The 15527-nt window shown below is 72.3% G+C and carries 14 protein-coding genes; 8 read left to right on the top strand and 6 right to left on the bottom strand.

Features of this window, described 5'->3' with window-relative positions; genetic code table 11:
• Positions 1-34: 34 nt before the first annotated feature.
• Together AB0J88_RS35800 and AB0J88_RS35795 are read left to right on the top strand one after the other, a co-directional pair.
• Positions 35-454 carry a MarR family transcriptional regulator gene (locus AB0J88_RS35800; protein WP_364355025.1) on the top strand — a complete coding sequence of 140 codons (420 nt, stop codon included), beginning with the start codon at positions 35-37 and terminating at the stop codon, positions 452-454.
• Between the two features lie 44 nt (positions 455-498).
• Positions 499-1290, top strand: coding sequence for an alpha/beta hydrolase (locus AB0J88_RS35795; RefSeq protein ID WP_364355028.1), 792 nt, complete (start codon positions 499-501; stop codon positions 1288-1290).
• 72 nt (positions 1291-1362) lie between these two features.
• Here the strand turns inward: AB0J88_RS35795 and AB0J88_RS35790 are convergent, their stop codons facing one another.
• Together AB0J88_RS35790 and AB0J88_RS35785 are read right to left on the bottom strand one after the other, a co-directional pair.
• Positions 1363-1812 carry a GNAT family N-acetyltransferase gene (locus tag AB0J88_RS35790; protein WP_364355031.1) on the bottom strand — a complete coding sequence of 150 codons (450 nt, stop codon included), beginning with the start codon at positions 1810-1812 and terminating at the stop codon, positions 1363-1365.
• A 10-nt stretch (positions 1813-1822) separates the two neighbouring features.
• Positions 1823-2245 carry a MarR family winged helix-turn-helix transcriptional regulator gene (locus AB0J88_RS35785; RefSeq protein ID WP_364355034.1) on the bottom strand — a complete coding sequence of 141 codons (423 nt, stop codon included), beginning with the start codon at positions 2243-2245 and terminating at the stop codon, positions 1823-1825.
• A 67-nt stretch (positions 2246-2312) separates the two neighbouring features.
• On the opposite strand from AB0J88_RS35785, the gene AB0J88_RS35780 reads away from it, so the two are divergent.
• A complete protein-coding gene (locus AB0J88_RS35780; protein WP_364355037.1) occupies positions 2313-4364 on the top strand; it encodes an MMPL family transporter in 2052 nt (683 codons plus the stop codon).
• Positions 4365-4513: 149 nt separating this feature from the next.
• On the opposite strand, the gene AB0J88_RS35775 is transcribed toward AB0J88_RS35780, so the two are convergent.
• From AB0J88_RS35775 to AB0J88_RS35765, 3 genes are all read right to left on the bottom strand, one after another.
• Positions 4514-5095, bottom strand: coding sequence for a hypothetical protein (locus AB0J88_RS35775; protein WP_364355040.1), 582 nt, complete (start codon positions 5093-5095; stop codon positions 4514-4516).
• Between the two features lie 145 nt (positions 5096-5240).
• Complete coding sequence (locus AB0J88_RS35770) at positions 5241-5849, bottom strand: HEAT repeat domain-containing protein (RefSeq protein WP_364355043.1); 609 nt, start codon at positions 5847-5849, stop codon at positions 5241-5243.
• A 10-nt stretch (positions 5850-5859) separates the two neighbouring features.
• A complete protein-coding gene (locus tag AB0J88_RS35765) occupies positions 5860-6690 on the bottom strand; it encodes a helix-turn-helix transcriptional regulator (RefSeq protein ID WP_364355046.1) in 831 nt (276 codons plus the stop codon).
• A 102-nt stretch (positions 6691-6792) separates the two neighbouring features.
• Between AB0J88_RS35765 and AB0J88_RS35760 the strand changes: the two genes are divergently transcribed.
• The 3 genes from AB0J88_RS35760 to AB0J88_RS35750 all read left to right on the top strand — a co-directional run bounded on the left by AB0J88_RS35760 (position 6793) and on the right by AB0J88_RS35750 (position 9359).
• Positions 6793-7833 carry an Atu2307/SP_0267 family LLM class monooxygenase gene (locus tag AB0J88_RS35760; RefSeq protein ID WP_364355049.1) on the top strand — a complete coding sequence of 347 codons (1041 nt, stop codon included), beginning with the start codon at positions 6793-6795 and terminating at the stop codon, positions 7831-7833.
• Between the two features lie 114 nt (positions 7834-7947).
• Positions 7948-8661 carry a hypothetical protein gene (locus tag AB0J88_RS35755; RefSeq protein ID WP_364355052.1) on the top strand — a complete coding sequence of 238 codons (714 nt, stop codon included), beginning with the start codon at positions 7948-7950 and terminating at the stop codon, positions 8659-8661.
• Positions 8658-9359, top strand: a complete 702-nt coding sequence (locus tag AB0J88_RS35750) for an HAD family hydrolase (RefSeq protein WP_364355055.1) — start codon at positions 8658-8660, stop codon at positions 9357-9359. Before AB0J88_RS35755 ends, AB0J88_RS35750 begins: the two co-directional genes overlap by 4 nt.
• On the opposite strand, the gene AB0J88_RS35745 is transcribed toward AB0J88_RS35750, so the two are convergent.
• A complete protein-coding gene (locus AB0J88_RS35745) occupies positions 9356-10255 on the bottom strand; it encodes an aminotransferase class IV (protein WP_364355058.1) in 900 nt (299 codons plus the stop codon). The two genes, AB0J88_RS35750 and AB0J88_RS35745, sit on opposite strands and share 4 nt — an antisense overlap.
• A 68-nt stretch (positions 10256-10323) precedes the next feature.
• Between AB0J88_RS35745 and AB0J88_RS35740 the strand changes: the two genes are divergently transcribed.
• Both AB0J88_RS35740 and AB0J88_RS35735 read left to right on the top strand, forming a co-directional pair.
• The gene (locus tag AB0J88_RS35740; RefSeq protein ID WP_364355061.1) at positions 10324-12576 is read left to right on the top strand and encodes a tetratricopeptide repeat protein; all 2253 of its coding nucleotides are present in this window, start codon (positions 10324-10326) and stop codon (positions 12574-12576) included.
• A gap of 237 nt (positions 12577-12813) precedes the next feature.
• Positions 12814-15498 (top strand): fibronectin type III domain-containing protein, encoded by a 2685-nt coding sequence (locus AB0J88_RS35735; RefSeq protein WP_364355328.1) that lies wholly within the window; start codon positions 12814-12816, stop codon positions 15496-15498.
• Positions 15499-15527 lie beyond the last annotated feature (29 nt).

The raw sequence follows: 15527 nt of genomic DNA, 5'->3' as shown, positions 1-15527 counted from the left end.
GGTTACAACCAGATCAGTTGGTACGGTATTCCGCGTGGACCAGGGGGAGAGCCTCTCCGAGGCGTTCTGGGGCGTGGCCCGGCGGTTGCGGCACCTCAATCGGGAGACGATGGCGCCCTGGGAGGTGACGCCGGCCCAGTGGCGGGCGATCAACGTCCTGGTCGACCACGGCCCGCTGCGCCTCGGCGACCTGGCCGAGAAGCTGCACATCGCGCCCCGCTCGACCACCGAGGTGGTCGACGACCTCGAGCGCCGCGGGCTGGTCGAGCGTCACCCCGACCCGGCCGACCGCCGGGCGACGCTGGTCGCCCTGACGCCCGACGGCACGTCCACCGCGACGGCGATCCGCACCGCGCGTACGGCCGAGTCCGAGCGCTTCTTCGGCTCCCTGTCGCCCGCCGACCGCGACCACCTGGGCCGCATCCTGCACGATCTCGCGCGGATATCCGACTGAGAACGGGGCGATGACGCGCGTCTGTCCACGATAGACTCGCGCGCATGGAAGCGCTCCCACGCCGCTTGGCGGCCCTGCTGTGCTGCGCTGTTCTGACGGTCGCGTCCGCTGGCGCCTGCGGCAGCAGCGGCGACGACGTTCCACCGACCCCACCGTCCACCGCCGACGAGGCGCCCGCACCCGCGGAGCGCTGCGGCGGCTCCGGCGACGTCGCCAAGGTCGTGCTGACCACCAGCGACGGCGTGGAGCTGGCCGCCGCCCGGTTCGGCACCGGCCCGCGCGGACTGGTCCTGGTGCACCAGCTCGGCAGCGACCTGTGCGGCTGGTTCCCGCAGGCCCAGCGCTGGGCGGGCGAGGGCTACCAGGTGCTCGCCTTCGACCAACGCTGCGACGGCCTCAGCGAGTGCGGCGGCCCGGAGCCAGCGACGGACGTGCCGGCCGCGGTGGCCGAGCTACGCCGCTCCGGCGCGAGCACCGTACAGCTGGTCGGCGCGTCGCGGGGCGCCGCGATCGCGCTGGTCGCCGCCGCGCATCCGGAGACCGACGTGGACGCGGTGGTGTCGCTCTCGGCGCACGACCCGACCTTCGTGGCCGCCGCCAGCACGCCGACCACGCCGGGCGACGCCGCCGAGGCGATCAAGGTGCCGCTGCTGTTCGCCTGCGCCGACGAGGACCCGTCAGCCTTCTGCGGCGACGGCGACCAGGGCTTCTTCGACGCGGTCGCGGCCACCGACAAGAAGCTGATCGAGCTGAAGGACAGCCGCCTGCACGGCTGGGACATGCTCGGCACGATCGAGTCCGACGTGGACACGTTCCTGGCGGCCCACGCGGGCTAGGGGTGTCTCGTGGATCAGGGTGGTGCCCTGGCGAGGTCCAGGCGGGGTGCCGGCCTGATCCACGAGACACCCCTAGGGGGTCCAGTAGAGCAGCGTGCGGTCGTGGGCGAAGCCGACCCGTTGATAGAACGGAACCGCACGGTCGCTGGAGTGCACCGTCACGTGCTCCAGGCCGAGCGTGCGGGCCTCGGCCAGCACCGCCGCCATGAGCAGCCCGCCGACACCGCCGTCGCGGAGCTCCGGGACCACGTACACCGCTTGGATGTCCCCACTCCACCGGCTTCGCCCGCGCGGAGTGGGGACCCGTTCGGCCACCATCAGCCAGGCCATCCCGACCGCCCGGTCGTCGTCCTCGGCCAGGAACGGAAGGTGCGACTCGCGATGCGAGGCGAGCCAGTCCGCCATGTGCGCCAGATAGTCGTCGCGGTCGGTCCCTCGGTAGTCGCCCTCTTCGGTCACCAGCCGCCACCGCAGGCCGGCCAGCGCCGCCGCGTCGGTGGCCGTTCCTCGTCTCACCCGCACCGGCCCGAACCTAGTCCGTGGCCGCCAGCACCCGGTGCAGGAGCGCGTTGAGCTGGGCCGCCTCGGCCGCGGTCAGGCCCAGCGCCGCCGGGCGGTTCATCCGGGCGATCACGGGCCAGGCACGGCCGAGCAGCTCGTGACCCGCAGGCGTGAGGCTGATCGACAGCGGCTGACCGCGCCGCGGCTCGGGATGGTCGACCAGCCCGTCGGCGACGAGACCACGCAACAGCGAGCCCATGCTCTGCGGCGTGACCCGCACCTGGCGGGCCAGCTCGGCCGACGACATCCCCGGGTTGCGGCTCAGCGTCGCCAGGATGCCGAACAGGTGCGGCTTGAGCCCGACCTCGGCCAGTTGAGCCGTGAAGACGCGGCTGAGCGCGTGGCTGGCTCGCACCACCGTCCACGGGACGACCGCGTCGTCGTCGAACTCCATGTTTCGTAGCGTATGGTCTCGGCTAACTATAAGGCTCCTTATACCCCTGACCCGGGAGCGGCTTGCGATGTGGACCGACCGGATCCTGCGGCACCGACGGCTCGTCATGCTCGGCTGGCTGGTGCTCGCGATCGTCGGCGGCGCCCTGGCGCCCAAGGCGATCGACCGGCTCAGCTACGAGTTCAGCTTTCCGGGCCAGCCCGCGTACGAGGCGAACCTGAAGATCCAGGACACCTTCGGCGGTGGCGGCGGCAACGTGGACCCGCTGGTCGTCACCGTCACGCTGCCCGAGGGCCGGAGCTTCACCGATCCGGGCGTACGCGACGAGTTGGCCACCGCGTTCGGTCGCCTCCAGCGCCCCGGTTGGCGGGTCGCGTCACCGCTCGACGTCGCCGACCCGGCGCCGTTCATCCGCGACCGCACGGCCTTCGCCCTGGTCTACCCGCCGTTCACACCGGGACCCGGCCCGTACGCGGCCGCCCTCCCCCAGCTCGAAGGCGCCCTCGCGGGCGTCACCGTCGGCGGCGCTCAGCCGCTGGTGACCGGCGTCGACCCGCTCAACGAGAGCGGCGGTGGCTCCGACCGCCCGATCATCGTCGAGATCGCGCTGGGCGCGGGCGGCGCCCTGGTCGTGCTGGCGCTGGCGTTCGGCTCGGTGCTGGCGCTCGTACCGCTGCTGATGGCCGCCGTCGCCATCACCACCACGTTCCTGCTGGTGCTGGCGCTGACGGCGGGCCTCGACGTGTCGTTCATCGTGCAGTACCTGGTCGGGCTGATCGGCCTCGGCGTCGCCATCGACTACGCGCTGCTGCTGATCATGCGCTGGCGCGAGGAACGCGCGGGAGGCGCCGACAACGAGCAGGCGGTACGCACGGCGATGGCCACCGCCGGCCGCGCGGTCGTCTTCAGCGGCGTGACCGTGGCGATCTCGCTGCTCGCGCTGATCGTGCTGCCGCTGCCCTTCCTGCGCAGCGTCGGCCTGGGCGGCCTGCTGATCCCGCTGGTCAGCGTGCTGGTCGCGATGACGCTGCTGCCCGCGCTGCTGGCCTCGGTCGGCCCTCGCCTGGAGTGGCCGCGACGGCGGCTACCGAAGACGGAGAGCCGGGCCTGGCTGTCGGTCGGCCGGTTCGTCGTGCGGCACCGCTGGGTCTCGGCCGCGTTGGCCACCGCCGCGCTGATCGTGCTGGCCCTGCCGGTCTTCGGCCTCCGGCTCGGCTCTCCGGAACTGGGCGCGATCGCGGGCGGCGACAGCCCGGCGGCGGTCGGCTACCGGAACCTCGTGGACGCGGGCGCGGTGGGCGCCCTGCGACCGGTCGAGCTGATCACGACGGACCCGGCGGCGGCCGACGGGCTGGCCGACGTCGAAGGTGTGTGGACGGTGGTCCATCCGACCGGCCCGGGCTGGACGGCCGGCGACGAGCGGCTGCTCCCGGTGCTGCTGACGGACGACCCGGCGACGCCGGCGGGCGCGGAGACCGTCGCCCGGGTCCGCGAGGCCGCACCGGGCGAGGTGGGCGGCACCGCGGCACAGGACGCGGACGCGGTAGAGGCGATCTACGGCGACAGCTGGTGGGTGCTGGCCCTGGTCGTGGTGATCACCTTCGCCCTGCTCGCGCGGGCGCTCCGCTCGATCTGGCTGCCGATCAAGGCCCTGCTCCTGAACGTGGTCTCGATCGCGGCGGCGTACGGCCTGACGGTCTGGATCTGGCAGGACGGCCACGGCAGCGAGGCCCTGTTCGGCACGGAGTCGAGCGGCTCGATCACGGTATGGGTCCCGATCGCGGCGTTCTCGTTCCTCTTCGGACTGTCGATGGACTACGAGGTCTTCATCCTGTCCAGAATCCGCGAGGGCCACGACGCGGGCCTGTCGACGGACGAGGCAACGATCCACGGCATCGGCTACACGGGCCGCCTGGTGACGTCGGCGGCGCTGATCCTGGTGCTGGCCTTCATCGCCCTGTCGACGGTGCCGGTAGTCGACGTGAAGATCTTCGCGACGACGCTGGCGCTGGGCATCGCCCTGGACGCCACCATCGTCCGAGGCGTCCTGACCCCAGCCCTCGTCGCCGCCTTCGGCCGCGTCAACTGGTGGTGGCCGAGCAGGAGCAAGAATTCATGACTCGGGTTCGCCGTGGTCCGGACCGTTCCTCCCGCGAGAGACCGCTCCGCTTCGCTGCGCTGCCAGCCCCGTCGCGGGACACTCTCAGACCGGGAGACTGATGGCCTGCCGGCGATCCAACCCAGGATCGACAGCGTCTTCGGCCGGCATCATCGGCCCAGTCGCAGGCTGATGGCCTCGATCGCCTGGCTGGCCTTCTCGCGATCCCACGGTTTGCAACGCCGGCTGCCGGCGATCCAGCGCAGGATCGGCAGCGTGTTCAGGTCGCCGTAGTCCGGGGCGGCGCCCAGCGCCGCCGCCCGGGCGGCACCGTAGGGATAGCCGAGCAGCGTCGGCAGCAGGCCGGTGATCGCCGCGCTGTGCCGGGCGAGCAGGCCGTCCAACGCCGCGGCGCGCACGTGATCCTCGCCTGCGCCGGCGGCGTCGACCAGGATGGCCTCGACGGTCGGGGTCCGCAACCGGCTCAACGCGCGGATCACCAGACTGTTGCGGCGCAACACCTGGCTCCCCGCCACGACGGCCTCGAAGCGGGCCGGCCATCGCTCGACCGCGCGGGCCAGGAGAAGACCGGTGTCTTCGGAAACCCGCATCGGGTGTGCGCCGGGCGCGCTGCTCGGTCCCTCGGCGTCGACGGCCAGGACCACGAGCAAGGCGGTGCAGGCATCGTCGTCCAGGCGCAGGAAACGCTCGAGTACGTCGGAAAACCTATGAGAACCGACGGCAGCGAACACGCCGGCAACCTTCGCCGCCACCTCAGGCCGAACCGGGCCGAGATCGTCCGCAGGATCGCTCGACGCGCTCACGAAACCAAGGTAAGCGAACGCCGCGACGGTCTCTCGCGGGAGGAACGGTCTGGACCATCGCGGACCCGAGTCATCAGCCCGTTCTTCGGTTGATCTTTGTGATCGCGCCGGCGGCTTTGGCTCGTTCCCAGGGTTTGCGGCGGGGGTTGGTGGCTATGCGGTGCAGGGCCGGCAGAGAGCGGGCGTCCCCGAAACGGTGTGCCGCGTCCAACGCCGCCTGTCGGGCCGCTTCGTGGCGGTCGCCGAGTAGCCGCGGCAGCAAGGCGGTCAACGCGCGGCTGCGCCGCTCGACCAGGCTTGCCACCGCCACGGCACGCAGGTAGCCGTTGCCTGCCTCCCGCACCTGCGCCGCTTCGAGCAGGATCGCCTCGGAGGTCGGGGTCCGCAGTGAGGCCAGCGCCCGGATCACGTTGGTGTCGCGGCGGAGCTTCGGGCTCGCGGAGACGACCGCTTCGAAGCGTTTCGGCCACTGGCGGGCCGCGGACCGCACGCTTTCCGACGCGTCTTCCACGACCTCGATCGGGTGGGCGCCCGGTGCGCCCGTCGGCGGCAGGGGCACGGCGCCTTCGGCCACCGCGAGCAGGTCCGCGCACGCGTCGTCGTCGAGCAGCAGGAAGTCTTTCAGCGCGGCTGGATAGCCCGGCCCGCCCATCGTCGCGAGCAGCCGGGCGACACCGTCCACAACCGACAGACTACGGCTCGTCCGGGGCGGTGGCCAGAGACGACAGCAGGCGCAGGCGTTCCGCGGACGGGGAGCCCGCCGCGGCTCCGTTGAAGATGATGCGTTGGCCCGGGTCGTCCGGCAGGCGCAGGCTCTCCTCGTTGAGCGTGAGCCGGCCGACCAGCGGGTGGTCCCACTCCCGCGTCGAGTGCAGGCACTCCGCCACCGGGTGGGTCGCCCAGATCCGGGCGAACTCGGCGCTGCGGATGCTCAGGTCGCCGACGAGCTCGGCCAGCAGCGGGTCGTCGGGGGCGTCGCTGGACGCGTTGCGCAAGTAGGCGACCGTGTTGTGGGCCTCGCGCTCCCATTCCACGATCAGGTCGCGCATCGCCGGCTCCAGGAACATCTGGCGCGCCATGTTCGGGCGCTCGTCGAACCCCAGGCCCAGCAGCGCGAAGCCCAGCCGGTTGCCGCCGAGCAGGTCCGAGCGCCGCCCGACGACGATCACCGCCTGGTCGACCGTGCTCTCGGCCAGCGCGAGCACAGACGGCCGCACCGTCTCCGGACCAGCGGGACGACGGGGCACCGCCGCCGGGCGGGCCAGGCGCACGAGATGCAGCCGCTCGGCCTCGTCCAGGCGCAGCGCGCCCGCCAGCGCGTCCAGCACCGAGTCGGACATCTGGTGGCTTTCGCCCTGCTCGATCCGGGTGTAGTAGTTCACACTCACGCCCGCGAGCTGGGCCACCTCCTCGCGGCGCAGGCCCGGCACCCGCCGCGCCGTGCCGTATGTCCGGATCCCCGTCGAAGCCGGCGTCAGGGCCGCCCGGCGCGAGCGCAGGAAGTCGCCGAGTTCGCTGCTCATGGACCTGATCATCCCCTCCGCGACGACGCCGGTGCCGTCCCCTGCCGTGGGTACCCAGCGCAGGGCGTGGTCGCCGTCGCTACCCCGATGCAACCTCGTCGCGTGAGCAAATATTCATTGGGTCTCGACACGTTCGGTGACGTCCTCTCCGACAACGACGGCAAACCGGTCAGCCACGCCGAAACCATCCGGGGGCTGGTCGAGCACGCCGTGCTCGCCGACCGGGTCGGCCTCGACTTCTTCGGCATCGGCGAGCACCACACGTTCGACATGCCGCTGTCCGCGCCCGACCTGGTGATGGCGGCGATCGCGGCCCGGACGAGGCGCATCCGGGTGGGCTCCGCCGTGACGGTGCTGAGCTCCGACGACCCGGTGCGGGTCTACCAGCGGTACGCGACGCTGCACGCGCTCTCCGACGGCCGGGCCGAGGTGATCCTCGGTCGCGGGTCGAGCATCGACTCGTTCCCGCTGTTCGGCTACGACCTGGCCGACTACGAGGAACTGTTCGAGGAGAAGGTCGACCTGTTCGCCCGCCTGCTCGAGGAGAAGCCGGTCACCTGGTCCGGCCGCCTGCGCGCGCCGCTGGTCGACGCCGACGTGGTGCCGCACACCGAGGGCGGGCCGATCCGGACCTGGATCGGCGTCGGCGGCAGCCCCAAGTCCGTGATCCGGACCGCGACGTACGGGATGTCGCTGATGTTGGCGATCATCGGCGGGCCGGTCGAGCGCTTCAAACCGTTCGCGGACCTGTTCCGGGAGGCGGAGCGCCGGCTGGAGAAGCCGGCCATGCCGATCGGCATCCACTCGCCAGGACACATCGCGGACACCGACGAGGAGGCGTACGAGCAGCTCCTCCCCCACTACCTCGACGTGCTCACCCGCATCGGGAAGCAGCGCGGCTGGCGGGCGCCGACGGCCGACCAGTTGCGGCACGAGATCGAGAACGGCGCCTGGCACGTCGGCTCCCCGGAGACGGTGGCGCGCAAGATCGCCGAGTCCCTCACGACGCTGGGCGCGGTGCGGTTCGACCTCAAGTACGGCCTGGCCGGCGTGCCGCACGACGCGGTGATGCGCAACATCGAGCTGTACGGCACGAAGGTCGCCCCGATGGTCCGCGACCTGCTGGGCGAGACCGAGAAATGACCAGACGCTGATCCACCCGTGGCTGGACTCGCCGACCACGCCGCTGGAGACGGGGCCGCCGGCCTGATCGGACGGGGCGGCGCCCGGGCCGGGCTTTCCGGCACAATCGGCGGCGTGACCGCCAACGAGTCGTCCTTCGACGAGACCGTCGTCGACGACCCGGGCGCGCGGGTCCTCTACTGGGTGCTGTTTCCCCTGCTCGGCGCCGGGCTCGGCTGGGTGGTCCACTGGGCCTCGGGCTGGGTCGCCGGGCTGCCGGTCGCCCCGCTCCGACCGGTCTTCCGGTGGATCGACGAGGCGCCCGACCCCCAGGCGACGCTGGCCGCGGTCGGCGTCGGCGCGGTGATCGGCCTGATCGTCACCTTCCTCGCGATCGCCGACATGCTGGTCGTCCGGGTCGGGCCGGGCGAGGTCACCCTGACCCGCGGTGGCGACAAGGCCAAGGAGCGCCGGGCGGCCCGCGGCGACGTCACCGCGGTGTTCTTCGACCGCGACGAGCTCGTCCTGCTCGGCCGCGAGGCCCGCGAGCTGGCCCGCGAGAAGACCGACCTCTCGAAGGCCGCCGTGGCGGACGCGTTCACCGGCAAGGGCTATCCGTGGCTGGCCGACGGCGACCCGCACCGCGCCGAGTTCCGGATCTACACCCGGCTCGACGACGACCTGCCCGGCGTGGCGCACGGCCTGCTCATGGACCGGGCCACCGCGTTGGAGAAGGGGAAGAACGACGAGGCGGCCATGCTCCGCGAGCAGTTGCTCACGCTGGGCATCGTCGTACGCGACGAGAAGAAGAAACAGCACTGGCGCAGGGACCGGCGGGAGTTGGCGTGACGCGGATAGCGATGTGGTCGGGGCCGCGCAACGTCTCGACGGCGCTTATGCGCAGCTTCGGCTCGCGCCCCGACTGCGTGGTCGTCGACGAGCCGCTCTACGCCTTCTACCTGGCGGCGACCGGCCTCGACCATCCCGGCCGCGCCGAGATCCTGGCCAGCCAACCGACCCACTGGTCCGAGGCGGTCGACGAGCTGCGCCGGCCGCTGCCGCCGGGTCGGTCGGTCCAGTTCGAGAAGCACATGGCCCACCACCTGCTGCGCGAGGCCGGTCGGATGTGGCTGGGCCAGGTGACCAACGCCTTCCTGATTCGCGACCCGGCGCACGTGGTCGCCTCGTACGCGAAGGTGCGCGGCACGCCGACCCTCGAAGACCTGGGCTACCCGCAGCAGGTGGAGATCTTCCGTGCGCATGGCGGTCCCGTGCTCGACTCCGCCTCGCTGCTCCGCGACCCGGCCGGCCAACTGCGCCAGCTCTGCGCGGAGCTGGGCATCGAGTTCGACGAGGCCATGCTGAGCTGGCCCGCGGGGCGGCACGAGGGCGACGGGGTGTGGGCGCCGCACTGGTACGCGGCGGTCGAGCGGTCGACGGGCTTCGCCCCGCACCGCGACGAGCCCGCCGAGGTGCCGGAGCACCTGGCGCATCTGGTGGAGGCGGCACAGCCGTTCTACGACGAGCTGGCCGCCCACCGTCTTTAGCCTATGGGCGTGCCGTTCGCGCGGGCGTGGGCCTGGTAGATCGCGGACAGCTTGGCGGTGACGGGGCCGACCTCACCGCTGCCGATCGTCCGGCCGTCGATCGTGGTCACGGCGGCGAGCTCGCCCATCGTGCCGGTGCAGAACACCTCGTCGGCGGTGTACATCTCGACCAGCGAGACGTCGCGGACGGTGACGGCGATGCCGGCCTTCGGGGCGAGGTCGAGCACGGTGTCGCGGGTGATGCCTTCAGGGCAGGCGACGGTACGCGGGGTGACCAGGGCGCCGTCGACCACGGCGAACAGGTGGGTGGCGTTGGTCTCCGCCACGAATCCGCGCGAGTCGAGCATCAGCGCGTCGTCGGCCCCGGCCACGTTGGCCTCGACCTTGGCCAGGATCGAGTTGAGCAGGTTCGCGTGGTGGATCTTCGGGTCCAGCACGTCGGCGCCGGGCCGGCGGACACTGGCGGTGACCAGGGTCAGGCCGGCCGTGTCGTACACCGGCGGCTTGTGCTCGGCCAGGACGATCAGGGTGCTGCCGACCGTGTTCAGCCGCGGGTCCATGCCGCTGGTGAGCTTGATGCCGCGGGTCAAGGTCAGCCGCACGTGTACGCCGTCGCGCATGTCGTTGGCCTTGAGTGTCTCAGCGACGGCGTGGGTGATGTCCGAGTTGGACGGAATGTCGGTGAAGTTCAGTGCTTTGGCCGAGCGCCTCAGGCGGGCCAGGTGCGCGTCGAGCGCGAAGATCCTGCCGTCATAGAGCCGCAGTCCTTCCCAGACCGCGTCGCCGCCCTGGACAACCGAGTCGAACGGCGACAATCCGGGCTCGTCGCGGTGGCGCAGCACACCATTGACCCAATAGCGGATGTCGGCGTTCCTCTGGTCGTACCTCTGCAGCATTCACCCAGCAGATCACGGCCATCCACACGACTAGCGCGCAGGGCGGTGCCGAGGGCAGAGTGTCTGGCGTGTCGTCGCCCTCCCCGCTCGCCGCCGCGCTCCGCCAGGCACAGGCGCTGCGCGACGCCGGCGACCTGAACACCGCCCGCGCGATCCTCGAGGACGCGATCGACGCGTCGCGCCCGCTGCTGGGCGAGGACCATCCGGAACTCCTCGGCGGCCAACACGCGCTGGCCACGCTGCACCGCGAGGCCGACGACCCGGCCGCCGCGCGCCGGGTGCTGGAGGAAGCCATCGCGGCGGGCGAGCTGCACCTGGGCGAGGCCCACCCGCTGATGCTGGCGCTGTCGTTCGACCTGGGCACGGTCGCCGAGGAGCTGGGCAACCGCCACGAGGCCCGCCGCAACTTCGGCCGCGTCGCCACCCACGGCCGCGCGGCGTTCGGTGAGGACCATCACATGGTCCGGACGGCGGTGGACTATCTGGCATCGAGCGGCGGCGAACTGCCTCCGCTGCCGCCTTTGCAGTCGGAGGTCGCGCCACCTCCGCCGCCGCCGCCAGGTGGCCGCCCACCGGCGTTTCCGCCCGGGGGCAACGGATGGCCGGTCGGCTCGGCTGCCGGTGGCTGGCCAGCGAGTCCACCTGGCCCAGCGGTGCCGCCGTCCCCGGGCTTCGCGGCCGGTCCACCCGCCCCAGCTTTTGGACCGATTCCTGGCGGTCAGGCGGTTCCGTCGAGCCCAACCGGTCCGCAGGTCGCACCTCCCGGCGGTTATTGGCCCGCAGGCCAGGCCGGGCCAGCTGGTCCGCCCAGCCCTGCGGTTGCCGCACCAGGCGGGGAATGGCCCACGGTTCAACCTCGTGCGGCCAACCTGGCCGGCCCAGCGGTCCCACCGCCCGTGGTCTCCTCGCACGATGGCGGTCGGCCGGGAGGTCCGTCCGCCACGTCGCCGGAGTCCGGCGGTGGGACGCGGCCTTCGTCGCCGTGGGCTACCGCGCCCGGCGAGGCGCCGTCGCGGTCGGGGCGCGAGGTCGCGCCCGGGGTGTTCGGCCCGCCGCAGGACGGTGTCGTCGCCGAGGCCAGCCGGGCTGCGATCGACGCCCCGACCCAGGCTCTGCCGACGCAGGGTGCGCGGCAGTCGGACGAAGTCCACACTGGCAGGTCAGGACCGGGTCACGAGCCCACGTCGAACATGGGCAATTCGGCGTCCGGAGCCCTACCCGCGCGGGACCCATCCGCGCCGGGCGCGTCAGGCGACCAGCGCAGCTCGACGCCGCCCGGCGCCGCGCTCGGCTGGGGTTCGCCGGCACCGAGCTCACCCCCGCCGGCCAGCACCGACACACGGGGTGGTCAGGCCGCAGGACCAGCAGGCAACAGGTGGTCGGGTTTCACCGCCGATCCGTCGGCGCGACCGGGCGGCGCCACGCCGGCATCGATGTCGCCCTCCCAACCGGGCACCGCCACGCCGATGCCGCCCGCGCAGCCGGGCAACTCGGGCGGCTGGCCGCCGCCACAACCCGGCCACGCCGCACCGGCTCAGCCCGGCAACCTCTCAGGGTGGCCCGCCACGCAACCTGGCAACGCTGCGCCCGCTCAACCGGGCAACGCTTCTGGGTGGGTTGGCAACGCGGGCTCGCAGCGAGGCAACGGCGCGGCCATTCCGTTGGGGTCGGGTGCGGGGGGAGGATGGGGTGCGGGCGGGGCGAGCGGACCCGCTGCGTGGGGGCAGGAGTTGGAGCCCGCGCGCGCGAGGATGCCTCAGGCGTTTGGGGAGCGGTCCGGGGCTGCTGCCACTCCTACCGCGGCGGTCGAGGTGGCGCCCGTATCCCTGCATGGTCCGATGGCTGCCGCCGCGGCTCGGGACCGGGCGCGGGGGCGCAGTGCGACGGTGGCCGCGTTCGTCGCCGCCGCGGCGGCTGTCGTGGCCGCATTGCTCGTGTTGACCGTCGTGTTGCGCAAGGAGACCGATCCGCCGCGGGTCGGGGCGGTGCCCGAGCTCAGCGCCGGCGCGCCCATCCCGACCGGGCCGGCGCTCGGGGGTGATCCGCCCACTGACCTGGCGGTACGCGAGGACGGCGACGCCCTCCTGCTCACCTGGACCGACCCCACCGCCGGGACGGTGCCGTTCATCGTCGCGGCTGGACGGTCCGGCACTCAGCTTCGCGCGATGGCGACGATCGAGCCCGGTGCGACCCGATATCTGGCGAATGGCCTCAGCACCGAGATCGACTACTGCTTCACGGTGGTGGCTGTCTATTCGACCGACAAGTACGCGACGTCCGGTCAGGTCTGCACCACCCGCACGGCCGAGTCTCCACGGTAATCCACAACACACCGACGGTACGCGCGACTGGAGCGACCAGCGGTGATCCGAGGATCGCTCACCGTTGTCCACAGGGCACACGCACACTGTCCACAGCCGACCACAACGGGTGCCCACCGCCATTGACAGCCCCATATGATGGCCCCTGGCTTCGGGGAGGAACGCCAGGCGGCCCAGCGTCGCCGACACACGGGTGGGGAGGGGCAGCCGGCTGTGGCCACCACAGACAACGGCACCATGACGGGCGCCGACGGCGCAGCGGAAGATCTCGGCAAGGCGCTCGACGCCGCGCTTGCCAAGCCGAAGCGGCGCATTCCGCGCGGCGGGCTGGTGACCGGCGGCGTGGTGATCGCGCTGGTGGCGGCGATGGGCTTCACCGTGCTCGGGCTCGGGGTGGCCGACAACGCGGTGGCCAACTACGACGCGAGCTCCTGGCTGTGGAGCCGGGCCAAGAGCGAAGTGGCACGGGTCAACGGGCTCACGGGCCGGGTCGACACCCGGGTCCCGGTCGCGCAGTCCGTCAACCACCCGATGCAGGTGACGCAGACCGACCGCTTCCTGATCCTCCGCGACCTCGCGACCGGCCAGGTCAGCTCGCTCGACCTGGCAACCCTGCAGGTGATGGCGACGACCCGCACGACCTCCGGGCTCGGAGTCAGCGTCGCGATGCGTGACGACGCGGCCTTCGTGGTCGACGCGCCGCAGGGCGTGGTCCGCCAGCTCGACCCGCGCTCGCTGGTGCCGATCGGCGAGCCGGTCCGCTACCCACCGGGCATCTCGGGCGGCACCTTCGACGGCGCCGGGCGGCTCTGGGTCGCCGTGCCCAGCGAGGGCACGGTGTCCGCGATCACCCCGGCACCGCTGCCGAGCGCGCCGGCCGATCCACTCCCGACCGGCGCCGCGCTGGTCGGCGTGTCCAACCCCGGATCCGGCGGTTCCGGCGGCGGGGTCGGCCCCGCGCAGGTCAAGACCGTGACGGTGGCCGACCCGAGCCACGACCTCGCGGTCAGCACCTTGGACGACGGCGTGGCGGTGCTCGACCGCACCACCGGCGCGTTGACCACCGTGCGCGGCGACCGTGAGCACCAGGTCGTTCTCCAGCTGCCCGGCATCGGGGCGGTGCCGCCGCGCACCAACGGCTCGCGGGTGCCGGTGACCGTGGCCGACGGGCGGCAGGTCGTGGTGGTCGGCGAGGGCGGCCCGGTCGTCCAGTTCAAGGTGCCGGGCGACGGCGCCGAGCTGCGGCCGGCGGTGGCCTGGGCCGGGCGTTACTACTGCGCCGACGAGCGGTCGGGTGCTGTCTACGTCTTCGACGAGCGTGGCCAGCTCGTCGACACCATCGAGATCAAGGGCGCCAACGGGCCGCTCGAGCTCGAGGTCCGCGAGAACTACCTGTTCATCAACGCGCCGAACTCCTCCACGGCCCGGGTCGTCGACGACAAGCACCACGTGCGGGTGGTCGACAAGTACGCCGACGACGTGCTGGGCGGCGACCCGCCCAAGGACCCGCCGAAGCCGCCGCCGGTGAAGGAAGACGTCGTCACCAAGCCGAGCGCACCGCGGTCGGTCTCGGCGACGGCCGGTGACAAGCTGGCCCGGGTGAGCTGGCGGGCGGCCTCCGACAACGGCTCGACCATCACGAAGTACGTGGTCGAGGGCGGCCCGCAGCCGGTCGAGGTGGGCGCGCGGCAGCGCTCCATCGAGATCAAGGGTCTGACCAACGGCGAGACCTACCGGTTCTCCGTGCGCGCGGTCAACGGCAAGGGTGCCGGTCCCGCGAAGCGCAGCAACCCGGTGATGCCGACCGCCGAGGTGCCCGACGCGCCGGCCAGCGTCACCGCCGAGGCCCGGCCCGACGGCACGGTGCGGGTGAGCTGGCCCGCGGCCAACGGCCAGGGCAACCGCATCGCGAAGTACGCGGTGACCGCGACGACGGCCGGGGCCACCGCACCGGCCGGCGAGAGCACGAAGACCGAGCTGATCGTGGCCAAGGGCGAGCTCGACTACGGCACGCAGTACGCGTTCACCGTCGTCGCCGTCAGCGACAAGGGCGCCGCCTCGACGCCGTCGCCGGCCAGTGACACCGTCGTGCCGTTCACGGTGCCCGACATGCCGCTCAACGTCGACGCCGTCGCGCCCAACGAGCCCGGCACGATCACCGTGAGCTGGGGTGCGCCGCCGGACAACGGCCGGCCCATCACCGAATACGTGGTGACGGTCAACGGCCAGACGCTGCGCACGACCGGGACGACGCAGAAGGTCTCCGGCCTGCCGGAGGGCCGGGCGGCCACGGCCACGGTGCTGGCGGTCAACGAGGCCGGTGAAGGTCCTTCCGACACCGCGACCGCGACCACGATCGCGAAGCCGACGGTGACGCTCGGCGCGGCCCGGGTCTCGTCGACGACGATCACCGTGCCCATGACGGTCAACGACAACGGCAGCGCGGCGCAGTGCCAGGTCACCATCTCGTACGGCGGTCGTTCGGTGGCCAGTGGCTGGCGCGCCTGCGGCGAGATCGTGGTCAACGCGTGGCGGGCGGGCACGACCTACTCCTACGTGGCCTCGGCCCGCAACAACGCCGGCCAGGTCGACCAACCCGCCCGCAACGCGGCCACCACCGCGGTCAACGGGGTCGTCACCTGCAACGACAGCGGCGGCACGTACTGCGACGACGGCATCGGCGTCTACACCGGCACCCGACAGGTCGCCAGCGAGGCGGTCGGTGACACGACCAACGGCACCCGCTACGGGGCGTGGTGCAAGAAGGCCGGCACCAACATCAAGGCCGTGCAGTACAACGGCAACAAGGCCAGCACGTGGTGGGTGCAGATCACGTTCAAGGGCAACGCCCGCTACATCCCGTTCGCCTGGCTCAACCTCGACAACGGCGACAACATCAACGGCCTGCCGACGTGCGTGTGAGGACCCGGTGACCCACCCACAGCAGGAGC

Source organism: Asanoa sp. NPDC049475 (assembly GCF_040676915.1).
Classification (GTDB): Bacteria; Actinomycetota; Actinomycetes; order Mycobacteriales; family Micromonosporaceae; genus Asanoa.
The sequence above is the reverse complement of the archived record's forward strand: the minus strand, read 5'-3'. Positions and strand labels throughout refer to the sequence as shown.